The organism is Vibrio sp. SCSIO 43140 (genome assembly GCF_023716585.1).
Classification (GTDB): Bacteria; Pseudomonadota; Gammaproteobacteria; order Enterobacterales; family Vibrionaceae; genus Vibrio; species Vibrio maritimus_B.
The window spans coordinates 1,090,827-1,106,565 of record NZ_CP071851.1; the positions used below are offsets into that span (position 1 = coordinate 1,090,827).

At 46.1% G+C, this 15,739-nt stretch carries 12 protein-coding genes; 5 read left to right on the forward strand and 7 right to left on the reverse strand.

Going from position 1 to position 15,739, the window contains the following annotated elements; all coding sequences use genetic code 11:
• Positions 1-42 precede the first annotated feature (42 nt).
• The 3 genes from J4N45_RS23405 to J4N45_RS23415 form a co-directional block, all read right to left on the reverse strand.
• The gene (locus J4N45_RS23405; RefSeq protein WP_252014780.1) at positions 43-1,182 is read right to left on the reverse strand and encodes a ParB/Srx family N-terminal domain-containing protein; all 1,140 of its coding nucleotides are present in this window, start codon (positions 1,180-1,182) and stop codon (positions 43-45) included.
• A 350-nt stretch (positions 1,183-1,532) separates the two neighbouring features.
• Positions 1,533-2,564: an L-threonine 3-dehydrogenase gene (tdh, locus tag J4N45_RS23410; protein ID WP_042470405.1), complete on the reverse strand. Its 1,032-nt coding sequence runs from the start codon at positions 2,562-2,564 to the stop codon at positions 1,533-1,535.
• 61 nt (positions 2,565-2,625) lie between these two features.
• Entirely contained in the window at positions 2,626-3,822 is a 1,197-nt protein-coding gene (locus tag J4N45_RS23415; protein WP_252014781.1) for a glycine C-acetyltransferase, read from the reverse strand.
• Positions 3,823-3,988: 166 nt separating this feature from the next.
• Here J4N45_RS23415 and J4N45_RS23420 point away from each other — a divergent pair, with 166 nt between their 5' ends.
• From J4N45_RS23420 to J4N45_RS23440, 5 genes are all read left to right on the forward strand, one after another.
• The gene (locus J4N45_RS23420; RefSeq protein ID WP_252014782.1) at positions 3,989-4,912 is read left to right on the forward strand and encodes a LysR family transcriptional regulator; all 924 of its coding nucleotides are present in this window, start codon (positions 3,989-3,991) and stop codon (positions 4,910-4,912) included.
• A gap of 14 nt (positions 4,913-4,926) precedes the next feature.
• Positions 4,927-5,319 carry an SMU1112c/YaeR family gloxylase I-like metalloprotein gene (gene gloA2 / locus J4N45_RS23425; RefSeq protein ID WP_252014783.1) on the forward strand — a complete coding sequence of 131 codons (393 nt, stop codon included), beginning with the start codon at positions 4,927-4,929 and terminating at the stop codon, positions 5,317-5,319.
• Between the two features lie 339 nt (positions 5,320-5,658).
• Complete coding sequence (pdhA, locus tag J4N45_RS23430) at positions 5,659-6,753, forward strand: pyruvate dehydrogenase (acetyl-transferring) E1 component subunit alpha (protein WP_252014784.1); 1,095 nt, start codon at positions 5,659-5,661, stop codon at positions 6,751-6,753.
• Positions 6,746-7,774 (forward strand): alpha-ketoacid dehydrogenase subunit beta, encoded by a 1,029-nt coding sequence (locus J4N45_RS23435; protein ID WP_252014785.1) that lies wholly within the window; start codon positions 6,746-6,748, stop codon positions 7,772-7,774. The genes pdhA and J4N45_RS23435 overlap by 8 nt, the downstream gene beginning before the upstream one ends.
• A complete protein-coding gene (locus J4N45_RS23440) occupies positions 7,771-8,919 on the forward strand; it encodes a dihydrolipoamide acetyltransferase family protein (RefSeq protein WP_252014786.1) in 1,149 nt (382 codons plus the stop codon). The genes J4N45_RS23435 and J4N45_RS23440 overlap by 4 nt, the downstream gene beginning before the upstream one ends.
• A 62-nt stretch (positions 8,920-8,981) precedes the next feature.
• Here J4N45_RS23440 and J4N45_RS23445 read toward each other — a convergent pair whose 3' ends face one another.
• The 4 genes from J4N45_RS23445 to J4N45_RS23460 form a co-directional block, all read right to left on the reverse strand.
• Positions 8,982-12,179, reverse strand: coding sequence for an alpha-amylase family glycosyl hydrolase (locus J4N45_RS23445; RefSeq protein WP_252014787.1), 3,198 nt, complete (start codon positions 12,177-12,179; stop codon positions 8,982-8,984).
• 11 nt (positions 12,180-12,190) lie between these two features.
• Complete coding sequence (locus J4N45_RS23450) at positions 12,191-14,503, reverse strand: starch-binding protein (protein ID WP_252014788.1); 2,313 nt, start codon at positions 14,501-14,503, stop codon at positions 12,191-12,193.
• A 414-nt stretch (positions 14,504-14,917) separates the two neighbouring features.
• Entirely contained in the window at positions 14,918-15,283 is a 366-nt protein-coding gene (locus J4N45_RS23455) for an MmcQ/YjbR family DNA-binding protein (protein ID WP_252014789.1), read from the reverse strand.
• Between the two features lie 23 nt (positions 15,284-15,306).
• Positions 15,307-15,702: an ACT domain-containing protein gene (locus J4N45_RS23460; protein WP_252014790.1), complete on the reverse strand. Its 396-nt coding sequence runs from the start codon at positions 15,700-15,702 to the stop codon at positions 15,307-15,309.
• Positions 15,703-15,739: the final 37 nt, after the last annotated feature.

Here is a 15,739-nt window from a genome sequence, read left to right on the forward strand (position 1 = left end):
AGGAGCCGTAGCTGTGAACAATACGCTGTGATAACAGATACGTTAACGACTTAAATCATATCGATTCTCGTAATCACGTAAGTTGTTACATGGAAAAGGGAAATCTTCTATGTCAGTGCCTGACTGATAGAACGCCCAGCCTAGCTTTCCAAGTTTCAACTTTCCTTCTGCCGCATTATCTTGGTCCCATTCACAAATGATTTCTTCGATAGCGCCCTGAGTATCACTAATTCCTAGCTCAGAGAGTTGACCTAACTCTGCCGTTGTTTTGCCGCTATCACCAAGTACGTAGTAACTTGGAAGACTCACCATATATCGCGATGCATCCAGAACAGCCTGAACATATTTTTCTATCGTATCAGCGTCATCTACGCGAATAATATCGCGAAGCTCCTCTGCCCAGTAATACTCAAGAAATGGGATTGATTCTGCGTCTCCTTTGTCCCACCCAATATCACGTGTGTAATACACAAGGGCTCGGTAGTCATCGTTTACTAATCCATTGGGGTTCTCGTCATTCGCTTCGCCGAGATCTTTGGGTAGGTCCACGGGATTTATAGCCACGCCGTTATCCAATAAATAGACATTCTTCGTTTCTTGCATCTTTTGCCAGAATGCATCCATCGTCAGGCTGTTATTGTCGACATCAAATGCATAATTGTCTTCTACGCGCACCAACACCTTTGTCTCTTTTCCGCCATCAGCCATATCGTGAAAGCGGCTAAAGGTGTGATGACCGTCGGTCAAGTAAAGCGCGCCATCTGGCCCAACAATAACGGTATTGATCCAATCCATGATTCGCTCATCACCATTTTGATCTTCTGAAATTACTCCATCGGATTCTCTTGGCTCTTTACATTTAAAGCTTTCGGGATCATTGAAGTCACTATTGTCATCATAATAATCAACCGAATCTCGCAGGCCGTACGTTTCGCAAAACTCCTCAAAGAGCTTTTCTTCTTCTAGCTGCCAACGACCGAGCTTGTAGTCGTTTTGTAGAAGCCCTATTGTTTTTTGTGTTGGCATTAGGTCACCGACCGTAACCCAATGTACTTCTCCAGCTGAAAAGGCTAAATGCTCCACTTTTCCTTTCTGACCTAGAGGAGTAACTCCATTATTATTACTGCTGTTACAACCAACCAAGAGACTTGCAAATAGCAATCCTAACGCTGTTTTTTTCATCTTTTTTCCATGACATGTATTAGAAATTAGCATGTACTCTAGATTGGTTTGTTTAAAACTTTTTTACAGAAACACTAATGTTTACAATTAAGTATGGAAAGAGTGTCGACTCAGGTTGATAGCCCTAACTAAAGCAAACGATTTGTTTAAGCGTGAAATGAGACGCCAATAAACCACAACACCTTTTGGTTGGCTTGTTTGTTGTATTTAATTGAACACGTAGTACAAGAATCGGTATTGATACGGAAGGGGCTGTAAGAGAAAAGATAGGCTGCATTCACTACGTTCAGTTATACAGCCCCAAAAAAAAGAGTGTCACTTTTGCAAAGCGACACTTTCGTCTAGTGATTCTATTCCCAGTCCAGAATAACCTTACCAGACTGACCACTGCGCATAACGTCAAAGCCTTCTTGGAAGTCATCAACTTTATAGTGGTGAGTGATGATTGGTGTTAGATCTAGACCTGATTGGATCAAGCTTGCCATCTTGTACCAAGTTTCGAACATTTCACGACCGTAGATACCTTTGATCACAAGACCTTTAAAGATAACTTGGTTCCAGTCAATGCCCATGTCTGAAGGTGGAATACCTAGGAGTGCGATACGACCACCGTGGTTCATAGTTTCTAGCATTGAGCTGAATGCCGCTTGTACACCAGACATCTCTAGACCAACGTCGAAACCTTCCGTCATACCCAGTTCAGCCATCACATCTTTTAGGTTTTCCTTTGCTACGTTTACTGCACGTGTTACGCCCATCTTTTTAGCAAGGTCTAGACGGTATTCGTTTACGTCAGTGATCACCACGTGACGAGCACCAACGTGCTTAGCAACCGCTGCTGCCATGATACCAATTGGGCCTGCGCCAGTGATCAGTACATCTTCACCTACTAGGTCGAAAGAAAGCGCTGTGTGCACAGCGTTACCAAACGGGTCAAAGATAGACGCTAGATCATCAGAGATACCTTCAGGGATCTTAAACGCGTTGAACGCTGGGATAACAAGGTACTCAGAGAATGCACCCGTGCGGTTAACACCCACACCTACAGTGTTGCGACATAGGTGAGTACGACCGCCACGACAGTTACGGCAGTGACCACAAGTGATGTGACCTTCACCAGATACACGATCGCCAATTTCGAAGCCGCGAACTTCTTGACCGATACCGACGACTTCACCCACATACTCGTGACCAACAACCATAGGAACAGGAATTGTGTTTTGTGACCACTCATCCCAGTTGTAGATGTGAACATCAGTACCACAGATTGCGGTCTTTTTGATGCGGATAAGGATGTCGTTGTGACCAAGCTCTGGCTTGTCTACTTCGGTCATCCAGATGCCTTGTTCTGGCTTAAGCTTTGAAAGTGCTTTGATTTTCATAATATTTACCAAACTGTGCCCCAAGCTGAAAGCTCAGGGCTAAAAATCAATGGGAGAGCGATTACTTGATAAGACCCATGTCTTTACCCACTTCGATGAATGCATCGATAGCGCGGTCTAGTTGCTCACGAGAATGTGCTGCTGACATTTGAGTACGGATACGTGCTTGACCCTTAGGTACTACTGGGAAAGAGAAACCAATCACGTAGATGCCTTTCTCTAGCGCACGCTCAGCGAACTCAGCCGCTACTTTTGCATCGCCTAGCATGATTGGAATGATCGCGTGATCTGCACCCCCCATAGTGAAACCTGCGCCTTCCATACGAGTACGGAAGTGAGCTGCGTTTTCCCATAGACGGTCACGAAGGTCGCCACTTTCTTGTAGTAGGTCTAGAACGCGGATAGACGCGTTAACAATTGCCGGTGCTACAGAGTTAGAAAATAGGTATGGACGAGAACGCTGACGCAACCAATCAATCACTTCTTTCTTACCAGAAGTATAGCCGCCTGACGCGCCACCCATTGCTTTACCTAGCGTACCAGTGATGATGTCGATACGGTCAACCACGTCGTGGAACTCGTGAGTGCCTGCGCCGTTTTTACCCATAAAGCCAACAGCGTGAGAATCATCAACCATAACCAGTGCGCCGTACTTGTCAGCAAGGTCACAGATAGCTGGTAGGTTTGCTACTACGCCGTCCATTGAGAAAACACCGTCAGTCACGATAAGCTTGTGGCGAGCACCTGCTTCAGTTGCAGCGATAAGTTGCTGTTCAAGCTCAGCCATGTTGTTGTTTGCGTAACGGTAACGCATCGCTTTACATAGACGAACGCCATCGATGATAGATGCGTGGTTTAGTGCGTCAGAGATGATTGCATCTTCTTTGCCTAAGATAGTCTCGAACAAACCTGTGTTTGCATCGAAGCAAGACGTGTAAAGAATCGTGTCTTCTTTACCTAGGAATGTAGAAAGCTTCTGCTCAAGCTCTTTGTGGATGTCTTGAGTACCACAGATAAAGCGTACAGACGCCATACCGAAGCCATTTTTATCCATACCCGCTTTACCCGCTTCAATAAGCGCTGGGTGGTTAGCTAGACCAAGATAGTTGTTTGCACAGAAGTTAAGTACTTCTTCACCCGTTGAGATTTCAACAGCCGCTTGTTGTTGAGAAGTGATAACACGCTCAGATTTGTACAAACCTTCCGCTTTTACTTCTTCAATCTGATCTTGGATTTGCTTATAAAACGAAGCAGACATAGTGGATTCCTTTTTCTATCCTATTTCTCAATAGGTTATGTAGGGGATGAGATAGCCAAATTCTATTGATTTGGTGTATCTAACGAATGCAATCATTTTAGTTCATTGTGCTACAAACGATTATCCCTTAACATGGAAAACCATTAGTGAATCTGAGGCACGAATCATGTTCAGCCAGAAGCTTATCGCGCTCCTACCCGACTTGGCGTCTTATATCTTAGTCGTTAACGAAGGTAGTTTTACCGCTGCTGCAAAGAAGTTAGGCGTGACACCTTCAGCCCTGTCTAAAACCATCACTCGACTAGAAAGCGCCCTTTCTGTGAAGTTGTTCGAACGAACGACTCGAAAGCTGATAATCACTCAAGCAGGTCAAAAGGTTTACGATCAGAGTGTTCTAATGGTTAACGCCGCTCAACAGGCGGTTGAAGTGTCACAGTCGGATCACGCCGAACCCAGCGGCTCTATCACCGTGGCAGCGCCAGAAGCTTTCCTTAATTCGGTACTGCAACCTTTCATTGCGCCATTTCTGCAGCTGTACCCTGAGATTCAACTAAAAGTGCGCGCCATTGATGGTGATTACGATCTCTTAAACCTTGGGATAGACGTCGCGTTCAAGCTAACAGACACACCAGATGAAAACCTAGTCATGAAAGAGCTAGGACCAACAAATCTCGTACTGTGCGCGAGCCCAGATTACATCCGAGACAATGGGCTCCCTACTTCACCTAGTGATTTGGAGCATCACGATTGCTTGTATCTGGCGGAAGTCGACAGAGACAACATATGGGATTTTCTCAAAGACGATGATTTCCATACGGTGACCGTTGCCGGTCGGTATGCCATCAACCACTCACAAATGCGACTTAGCGGAGTAAAACAAGGCTTAGGTATCGGTATCTTCCACGACTTCGTGATAAAAGAATCACTTGATGACGGCAGTGTCATTCCCGTATTACCAGATTGGACGATCAAAAGTAATTACCACGGTGCTATTGCACTTCAATACGCGCAAACTAAATATATGCCGGCACGTTTGAGAGTGTTCATCGACTACGTGGCGCGCGAACTGCCATCAAAACTCATCAAATAAAAAGGACTTGTGACATGCTAACAGGAACACATCATATCGCCGTTATCTGTTCTGATTATCAAGTATCGAAGCGCTTCTATACGCAAATACTCGGTTTGAAAGTACTAGCAGAAAACTATCGAGAGCATCGCGATTCCTACAAGTTGGATTTGGGGCTACCCGATGGCACACAAATAGAGCTGTTCTCTTTTCCCGAAGCGCCGCCTCGTCCCAGCTTTCCCGAGGCACAAGGATTGAGGCATCTTGCTTTTAGCGTAGATGATATTGATAGCGCAGTATCACAGCTTGTGGAGCAAGGCGTCTCAGTTGAACCGATTCGCGTCGACGAGTACACGGGCAAACGCTATACCTTCTTCCAAGATCCAGATGGTTTGCCACTAGAGCTTTGCGAAGAGGTGACAAGGTAACAAATTCAATAGAAAAAGCCCAAAATCTTGGGCTTAACTCTCCCGTTTTAATAATATTTTGAACAATATTTCGCCAGAATCATATTTCAACTCGAAACAATCCGAGCTTCAAAAAGCAGTCTAAATCACTAACAGGGCAATAATTGATAGTTTTTTCTCTCCCTCATAAGTCACTGTAAGGTTATATTTACTGCCAAACAAAGTATCAATTGAAGCAGAAATTAACAATTTGTTTACACTTATAGTATCCAAGTGTTTGAGACACTGCGTATAAACACGTATCTGATTTCAACCTTATCGACATCACTCTTACCCAGAGTATGTGAAAAGGAGTTCGAGATGAACGTACAAGCATTACCCATGCATCGTTTTATCGACTACCAAGGAAACTTAGTCAACTCACTACCCGATTGGGCTGACAAAGAGACCCTAATCAAGCTGTACCGCGACATGGTAGTCGCACGAACCTACGATGCTAAAGCTGTCGCACTACAGCGGACAGGTAAACTCGGTACCTATCCTTCGCACCTCGGCGCTGAAGCAATAGGGATTGCCATTGGTCATGCCCTATCCCACCGAGACGTCTTTATTCCCTACTATCGTGATATGCCAGCCATGTGGGTGCGTGGCATCCCAATGGAAAAAAACCTTCAATACTGGGGTGGCGACGAACGCGGAAGCGATTTTGAATTTACCAACAGCGACAATCCATGTACCGACTTGCCATTTTGCGTGCCCATTGCCACCCAATGCACTCATGCCGTCGGCGTTGCAGCAGCGCTTAAAATAAAGGGAAACCACGATGTAGCTCTTGTGACGTGTGGAGATGGCGCAACATCCAAAGGTGATTTTTTAGAATCGATAAACTGCGCCGGCGCGTGGAACATTCCTCTTGTGTTTGTCGTTAACAACAACCAGTGGGCTATCTCTGTGCCCCGCGCACTTCAATGCGGTGCCGATTTTCTTGCAGATAAAGCACAGGGCGCGGGCATTCCAGGTCTCAAGGTCGACGGCAACGACGTCGTCGCCATGATGGATGCCATTACTAAGTCGATTGCCAACGCTCGCAAAGGCAAAGGAGCGACGCTCATCGAGGCTATAAGCTATCGACTCAGCGACCACACTACAGCCGACGATGCCACTCGATATCGCAGTGACGACGAACTGGATACTGCCTGGGAATATGAGCCGATTGCGCGTTTGAAAACCTTTCTAGAGGCTCAAGGATGGTGGGAAGAATCCAACGAGATAGAACTCGCTGCGGAAAGTAAAAAGCTCGTTGAGGAAGCTGTCGCTCGCTATTTGAATACTCCACCACAAGCTCCAGAAACCGCGTTTGATTACCTTTACGAGCAACCGATAAAGGAACTCAGACCTCAACGAGATGAACTCATCAATAAATCGATGCGAGTGCAAGGAGGACAACATGGCTGATCAACTACATATTGAACCTCTCGCGAGCCCGATAGCATCGGTGGAGTCCACCCTTGTCGACGCCGTAAACCTAGCTCTGCATCATGAAATGGCAAGGGACAGACGTGTTGTCCTGTTAGGTGAAGATGTTGGTGATAATGGCGGTGTGTTTCGAGCAACAGTCGGACTAAAAGAGCGCTTCGGTCTTAAGCGAGTGATTGACACGCCCTTAGCAGAAGCGCTTATTGGAGGAGTCGCTGTTGGTATGGCCACTCAGGGGTTGCGACCAATCGCTGAATTTCAGTTTCAAGGATTTGTATTTCCCGCCATGGAACACATCATCTGCCACGCTGCACGGATGAGAAATCGAACTCGAGGACGCTTGTCCTGCCCAATAGTGTTTCGTGCTCCGTTTGGTGGTGGTATCCATGCCCCAGAACATCACTCTGAAAGTGTCGAGGCTTTGTTCGCACACATCCCAGGTTTAAGAGTGGTTATTCCCTCTTCGCCACAACGAGCTTACGGCCTATTGTTATCAGCTGTTCGTTGTAATGATCCCGTAATGTTCTTTGAACCAAAGCGCATCTATCGCACTGTTAAATCCAATGTAGTCGATAACGGCGAAGCTCTACCACTTGATACTTGCTATACGCTACGAAAAGGTCGAGATCTTACCCTAGTTACTTGGGGAGCATGCGTAGTCGAGTCGCTCCAAGCTGCTGATACTTTGTCTCAGTCAGGTATCGAAGTCGAAGTGATTGATCTTGCCAGCATCAAACCAATCGATATGGAGACGATACTCAAGTCGCTTGAGAAAACGGGTCGTTTGCTCGTCGTGCATGAAGCAAGCAGAAGCTGTGGCGTCGGCGCTGAGATCATAAGTCGCATATCAGAGCAAGCTATGTGCATGCTCAAAGCGCCTCCGAAGCGCGTGGCTGGTCTCGATACCGTGATGCCATACTACAAAAACGAGGATTACTTTTTGATCCAAGAAGAAGACATCGTTCAAGCGGCTAAAGAACTCGTGGAGGGCTGGAAATGAAGTCATTTTTATTGCCCGATTTAGGGGAAGGTCTTGCTGAGTCAGAAATTGTAGAGTGGCATGTTGACGTTGGAGATGATGTCGAGCTAGACCAAGTGATATTGACAGTTGAAACTGCGAAAGCCGTGGTTGAAGTCCCTGCCCCTTACAGCGGCAAAATCGTGAATCGCTACGGTGCGGAAGGTGATGTCATTAGTATCGGCAGTCTACTGATCGAAATAGAAGAAGCCATAACGGAAACCAGCGGTTTATCATCTCAATCTACAACAAATGACGCAGCGACCGTGGTTGGTAATGTATCCAACCACACCCACCACATCGAAGTGGACGATTTCTGGGTGGGCCCTGCCCATCACACCTCCGACGAACAATCTATTACAGCCATGCCATCTGCTCGTCTTCTCGCTAAGAAACTGGGTATCGATCTACTTCAGGTAAAAGGTAGTGGGCATGATGGTGTCATCATAGACAGCGATGTCTACGAGCAAATCGGTAAGCAAGCGCCAGGCACCGAAGTACTCAAAGGTGCAAGAAGAACCATGGTCGGCACTATGTCGGAATCACACCACTCTGTTGCCTCTGTGACCATTACCGAAGAAGCTTTGCTTGATAGTTGGGCGGACACAGAAGACATATCTGGACGACTGATTAAAGCCGTCGTCCATGCCTGTCAAGAAGAGCCTGCATTAAACGCTTGGTTTGATGCAGAGACAATGACTCGCTGTGTGCATTCGAAAGTGAATATTGGTATCGCAGTCGACAGCAGTCATGGGCTTTACGTACCAGTTCTCAGAGATGCAAACGAATACGATCAGCAAGGGATCCGACAGTGGCTTAATCAAACCGTTGAAGGTATTCGCGCAAGGCGGATAGGTCGAGAGCAGTTGCAACACGCGACTATTACACTTTCAAATTTCGGTGCAATCGCGGGGATCTTTGCTACACCGGTTGTCACACCGCCTCAAGTGGCAATCGTCGGTGCGGGTCGAATTATTGAAAAAGTCATATTACGCGAGGGAAAGGCAGTTGGTGTTAAAGCGCTCCCCTTGTCGATTACCTTTGACCATAGAGCCTGCACCGGTGGTGAGGCCGCGAGGTTTGTCAAAGTACTCGTCGAGCACTTACAGCGGGCTTCCGCAAATTAGTTGGAACACCTTTAATACGAAAACGCCCCTATCGAGGGGCGTTTCTATTACTAATCACGTAATTATTTCAGGTATTTACCGCTACTACCGATCTGTCCGACGCCATTTAGTACCCAGACTCGTACAGAATGTGCAGGAACATTAAATGTAAAGCTGCCACCACTCACCTGTTTAGTTTCACCCGATACAGCATCGGTATAGGTACCGTTCTGTACGTTGCTAACGTTGATCTGCTGATTACCACCAGCCGCTAATCCAACGACTGCATAGCTACCTTCTGAGCTCAAATCACGAACGAAACTCATACCGGCACCCCATTCGTTTACTTCACTCATCGGAGCCTTTTGTAGCGCTGGCACGGCAGAGCGAATCATATTAAGACGTTTAATATGCTGATAGAGCGGATGTGACTGGGTTGCACCAGCGTTTTCTAAGTGCTCGCCATAGTAAGCACGACCGGTCTGATCAATGGTGTCATTTGCACTCGCAATGTCTTGTGGAAGACCCGCTTGGAACATGATTTCTTCACCATAGTACAACGTAGGTATACCGCGCGCGGTCCACAGTAAGTTGTATACGATTGCAGCGTTCGCTTCCTCACCACCGAATCGATATTTGAAATCATTGTCAGGACCCACATCATGATTCTGGAAGAAGGTGACGAGTTTAGTTGCATCGCCATATACCCAATCCATCGAGAATATGCCCCCTACACCACCAAAGTGACCTCGTGTGACATTGTCACGAAACGTGGAAAATAATGAGAAATCAAGTACCGAGAAACCAGAGTCGCCACCACCATTTGGGTTCGATGGATCTTGAGTTGTTCGGGTATACCACCAAGGACGGATGACAGCCGACGCATTATCGTTGGCAATCTCGGAGCCCCAACCGGTGCCCTTCACCAAGTTCTCACCAAACACAAACAAATCCGGTTTGTGGGCTTTCCAGTTATTCACATACTCTAAAAGCTCATCGCGTTCGACATGTTTAACCGTATCCAAACGGATGGCATCAACACCCATATCGAGATACTGACGTATCGCACCATTTATGTAGTCTTTAACGTTTTGGTTGCCAGTGGCTAAATCTATTGTATCGCCCGCCATATGCTTGCGTTGAAGCGCTTCCGGATTTTCCCAGTCACCACCTGACATAAACCCATCCAGATGATACCAATCTGGGTCTAGCCCTTGAGCATCAATGCCGAAGAAGCGATTGGGGTCGTAACCAGCAAGCGGCAGCGTAACGCCCGTTTTCGGGTCGACGATGGGCTGTATCCCCTCGGGGTCCGAATTACATGCCTCGCGATACCACGGTGGTGCCACTGGGTTATCATCATCACATCGATTGACCGTTGAGTAGTCACCCAAGTTTCCTTGATAAGGACCATTATCAATCAGACCTTGAGTTGAGCCTTGTGGGACGTAGTACTTGATTGGCATATGATCTATCCAAACATGCCCACGTAAACCGTATTGGCTTGAATGGTTAATTACCACATCTTGAATGACCTTAAGCCCTTTAGCGTGTGCCGCATTAATGAAGTCTTGATAACTCCCGCCTTCCGATTCTAGCCTAGGATCAACCGTGTAGAAATCATAAGCATGATAACCGTGATAGTCGAGACCCGAGCGGTTCTCAACGGGTGGCGTCACCCAAATCGCGGTGAAACCGAGGTCTTTAATGTAATCCAATTGCTGAATCAAACCTTTAAAGTCACCACGCCATTGCGGATCACCTTCTTTGTAACGGTCTCGATTGTAGTAATTGTTACTGCTATCACCATCGTAGAATCGTGCCGTCATCAAGAAGTAAATCGTTTCGCTTCTAAAATCTCCCCCACCAATACTTGTATCACCGATACGATATTGAAAAGACTGAAGCTTCCGATTACCCGACGCATCAACAGCCAAGGTGCGGATCTCCAAGTCAACGCCAGAAGCAATATCATTGGCTGTAAACACTTGGTTGTTATATTGGCTGCTTTGCTCAGTTGGTTCTGAGCCATCTGTCGTGAAATATAGCTTAGGGGCGCTATCTTGATTGTCATTGACGCTGAGCGTTATTGACTGACTATCGGAATAGCTGCCCGCACTTGGAGATGCAACCACAGAAGGCGGCGTTGTATCCGCGCCCCCCTGCTGAGTGACAACTAAACTCTTGTCGACTACATTAAAGCAAATCTCATAGTCTCCCGCGTTTGCAATACGGTAATCTTCTGCTGGATAGCTTTCGGTCCAATCGCCGTAGTGATCAACTTTGAACCCAGGATCCGCTCCGCCAAAGCTCTGCTCTGTGCAATACAAATCCGCACCAGAAGATGTCATTTTAAGTGCTGCCCAATTGTTTGGGGTTCCACGGAAGTACCATGAGTCGGTACTCGTTGCTCCGACTGATATCATCAAGCTCGCTTGTGCCGATAGTCCCTGATTATCTTCCACCGTAACGGATACTTCTTGTTGTCCCGCTTGATTAAAAGTCACATCGATCAATTCTGTCGTTTCCCCTGTATTCCACAGGAAAGACGCAATTGAGCCATCAGGATCATAAGAGTTAGCCGCGGAGAAGGTTACCGTCGTACCAACGTCGACTGACGAGCTAGCAGAAGAGTCAATCTGAGCCACAGGAGCTTGATTTCCGTCCCCTGTTTGGATCAAGGTATAAGCAAGTGTTTGATCATCGACCTCAACATCATAGGTACCAATAACGCTGGTAATAATGTCATCACCTGAGAAGTCTAGAACTCCGTCGTTATCATTATCACCATAGTTTTGAGTCCAGTCTCCGAGTACATCGAATTTGAACCTTTGGTTGGACTGCCCATCAAAGTTAACAGAAACACGCCACAAGCTTTCTGATACTCGTGTCATTGGCGTTGAAGCCCAGTTGTTCACCGTACCTCTAAAATAGAGCTGGCTAAAACGCGAATCTGATGCTGATTCACAACTGGAAACCGCTTCGGCCGACACTTGCTTACTGTTGGCATCAAACTGTATAACTAATGTTTGGTCGTTGCCAACCGTAAAGTCACTCGAAGGATAACTTTCTGTCCAATTGCCATCTCGGTCGACCTTAAACCTTGGTCCTCCTGTTTGATCCCCACTGTTAAACACTTGGCAAATCTCATATATATTGCCCCCTTTTGAAGACATTTGTGCTGCCGCCCAATCATTGGACGTACCACGATAGAACCATTCTGCGGACACTGGCGTCGTTACCGACGCCACGCCGAGCATGGTCAAAATAAGCTTGCTCATGCTCGTAATCCTTATTGCTTGGTTATAGTGATTTGCTTAGTTGCGCTATTGAAGTCAATCTTATAGCTCGCGTAATCTCCAACTTGGTAGTCGCTACTCGGGTAGGCTTCGGTCCAACTGCCACTATCAATTTTGAAGCGTGCAGGCGTCTCTTCACCATTAAAACTTTGCTGCGTTGTATAGAGACCAGAGTTAGCATCGTAGGTCAGCTTAGCTAAGCCCCAAGCGTTCGAAGTGCCGCGGAAATACCAGGTTTCATCTCCGCCAACTGCTGTACTTTGACAGTTATCCAGAGACTGCCATAGACCATTCTTGAAGCAAAGTTCGGGAGCTGACGTGCTTAAATCTGCGGATTTATTGTTGCCAGCACTACTAAAGATCGCGTTGAGACTTTGTACACCGACACCAAAATCATGGCAGTACAGACCGTTTTCTTCTATCAACGTCACACCAGGCCAGGTTGCATTAGCTACGGACTGATCTGCAACCACACTCCAGTAATACAGCGTTGGCTCTGAATGGTTTTCTGCGTTGTCATAGCAGACCTTACTACCGACTACGGGATCAGGACCGCCGTTATCACCACCGTCACCATTAACTGTGAAACCACAAGCTATTAGTGAGTCCCATTTGCCGTTTGAGAAACATTGACCAGAACTTGCGATTAAATCCTCAGTTTGATTTGCGCCACTATCAGAGAAAATCACATTAACACTGTCTACCACCACACCAAGATCGTGACAGAAATAATCCCCATTAGATATCATTGATACACCTGGCCACGTCGCGTTAGCTATGCTGCCTGCTGGTGTCGCATTCCAGTAATACAAGTTCGGACTAATTAATCCCGCACGATTGTCGATACAAATCGTGGTCGCATTGACTGGACTATCAGGCGTTGGTGTTGGCCCTGGCGTCGGGTCAGTACACCCGGCACACACTTTTGCTCCTACGTGAATCGCCGCTGCATCATGCTTGGCAACCGTAAAGTGAGCATAACCAGACGAATCGACCGAAATAGTAGGTCCGTCACAGGTGCCGGTGGCAGAATCAAAGGTGCCTGCAATCACGTCACAATACTCACCAGAAGGCATTCCGGTTTGAAACCCTTGGTCGATGGATTTATTGTCATCGCGGTTGATCGCTACGAAGCCTAACCCACCTCGTCCAAAGGCAACTTGGTTATAGCCATCATCCCACCAATTAGTGACACGCCACTCTGAAGCAGTATGATTTCGGAACGCGACCATATTGGCAACACCTCGCCATTTGTGTTCGCAAACCCAGTTACCGCCATCGAATCCACAAGCATTCCCCGAGTGGACACCTGATGAAGGTGGTCCAGCATCAAAATCGTTATTGAAGTAGTAACCAGACATAATTTTGGGATAACCATACGGATAAGCTAACGTGAACACGTTTCCTAGCATGTATAAATTGCCAAAATCTTGATGACTCAATACCTGCCCTGGATTGTGCCGCTCTTCATCGTGGTTAGTGACAAAGGTCACCGCCTTATCACTCGATAGCCAACCGCCCCAACTACCAATACCTTGCAGATCTTTAATTCCGCCATGCTTAAACTTAGGCCCGAGCGTTCTTGCAAAATTGAACTCTGTCACATCACCAATATAGGTGTATTCACCTGGCTGAACTGGTTCTCCGCCCGCTCCAATCACTTCTTGGAATATATAAGGATTTCCATTGAGCTTACTTTTAATGGCAGCAATATCGCCTGCTGGCATGTGTTTCGCTGCATCTATCCTAAATCCAGTCACGCCCATGCTTATAGCGTCATTCATATAATCCGCTATTTTCTGACGGACATATTCAGACTCCGTTTTTAAGTCATTTAAACCTACTAAGTCGCAATTCTGTATGGACCAGCGATCACCATAATTTATATCGTCGGTACAATTGTGAAAATCATTGCCACCAAACGGGACCTCTGGGAAATTGCGGTCCCATGCAGCCATATGGTTAATTACTGCATCTACATAAATATCAACCCCTACCGATTTACAGCGGTCTACCATACTCTGAAATTCTTGACGGCTGCCACTTCTACCTTCAAACGAGTAGCTTACTGGCTGATAACGAGACCACCATGCCTGATTATCAACGCTCTTTTGAGGTGGAGATACTTGCACAGCTGAAAAACCTTTAGGGCCCAAGAATGTCTCACATTCTGTCGCAATATCATTCCAGCGCCATTCAAATAGATGCACAAATGTGGTTTTCGGTACCTCTGATGCCGTGCTAATAGGGGGAAAGGCTAGTCCCGCAAGAATTAACCCCGCAGCCAAGCTTAACTTAGGTTTCATTTCTATTCCTTATTTATAGATTTAATTCCAAACAACATAAACAACCAAAAATAAGGTAGGCACTAAATTTACATCTGTAATTGTCTATTTTTTCTAACGTGAGTAGCATCATGAACTGTACAATAAACACACAATCCGATTGAAGCAAAATCACTAAATGTGTATTTTAATTGCATTTCCGCGAATAGAAATTCAGGCAAATATAACTATCACTATATTTACCTGATTTATAAACGATATTTTTTCGTCTTTGATGATGTCACATTTTGTTTAACTACATACAGTGATCAAAATTACGTTTTTTGAATATAACTTTCACTATTTCAACAATGGAACACCGGATATGAAAGGAGAATTAAAGAATAGATTTGAGTGAATCACTCTATTTGCACAGTTTATTTGAACGGTTGAATACTACTCGACATCGATCCCGAGTTCTGCTCTTTTACGTTTGCTTAATCCCAATGCGACAATACGATATGATTCGCCGATATAGTATCGTAACTCCTCATCGAGATGTCCTTGCGTCTCGGTTTGTTGAATCCATTTCATTCCACGATTAGCGAAATACGGTGCGGGACGATATCCCTCATGGTCACTGAGAAAATCGAAGTTTAGATCCGAGGTCTTGAAGATATACGCTTCACTGCCCTCTTTGCTCCATCCTCCGATAGCAAAAACCTTTCCTCCAACCTTCCAAACATGCGCATCTCCCCATTGGACCACATGTGATGTCGCCGTAAATGAGCTGCAAAATTCATTAAACTCAACATACTTCATACTGTTTCTTCCCTTTTACGCCTTTATTTCACAAACTCCAGCAGCGCTAAAAGTGCTTCATCTGCCTTAGTAGATTGTACAAAGATATGGTCGTGATAATAGGCAGCGACGACATTTGCACTAATACCTCGCTCGGAAAGCTTGTTAGACACTGCCGCAGTTAAACCGACTGCTTCGAGGCTAGAGTGGACATTTAAGGTGATCATTCTAAAGACACCTTCATACTCAAGGTCTGATTGCCTAGCCTGCGATAAAGGCAGTATCAGGGTGAGTCCTTCTTGCTCCTTAAACGAGCCCATAATGTCGAGTTCAATGTATTCAGTTAGCGATCCGTTGCAGGTGCAAAAGACAAATTCACCATCGACCAAGCGCGGCTCCATGGAGGCTAGTAGCTCGTCTAAATCAGTAATCCCTGACATTTAGTATCCTTTGAGTTCCCATTTGTGGTTTGAATAT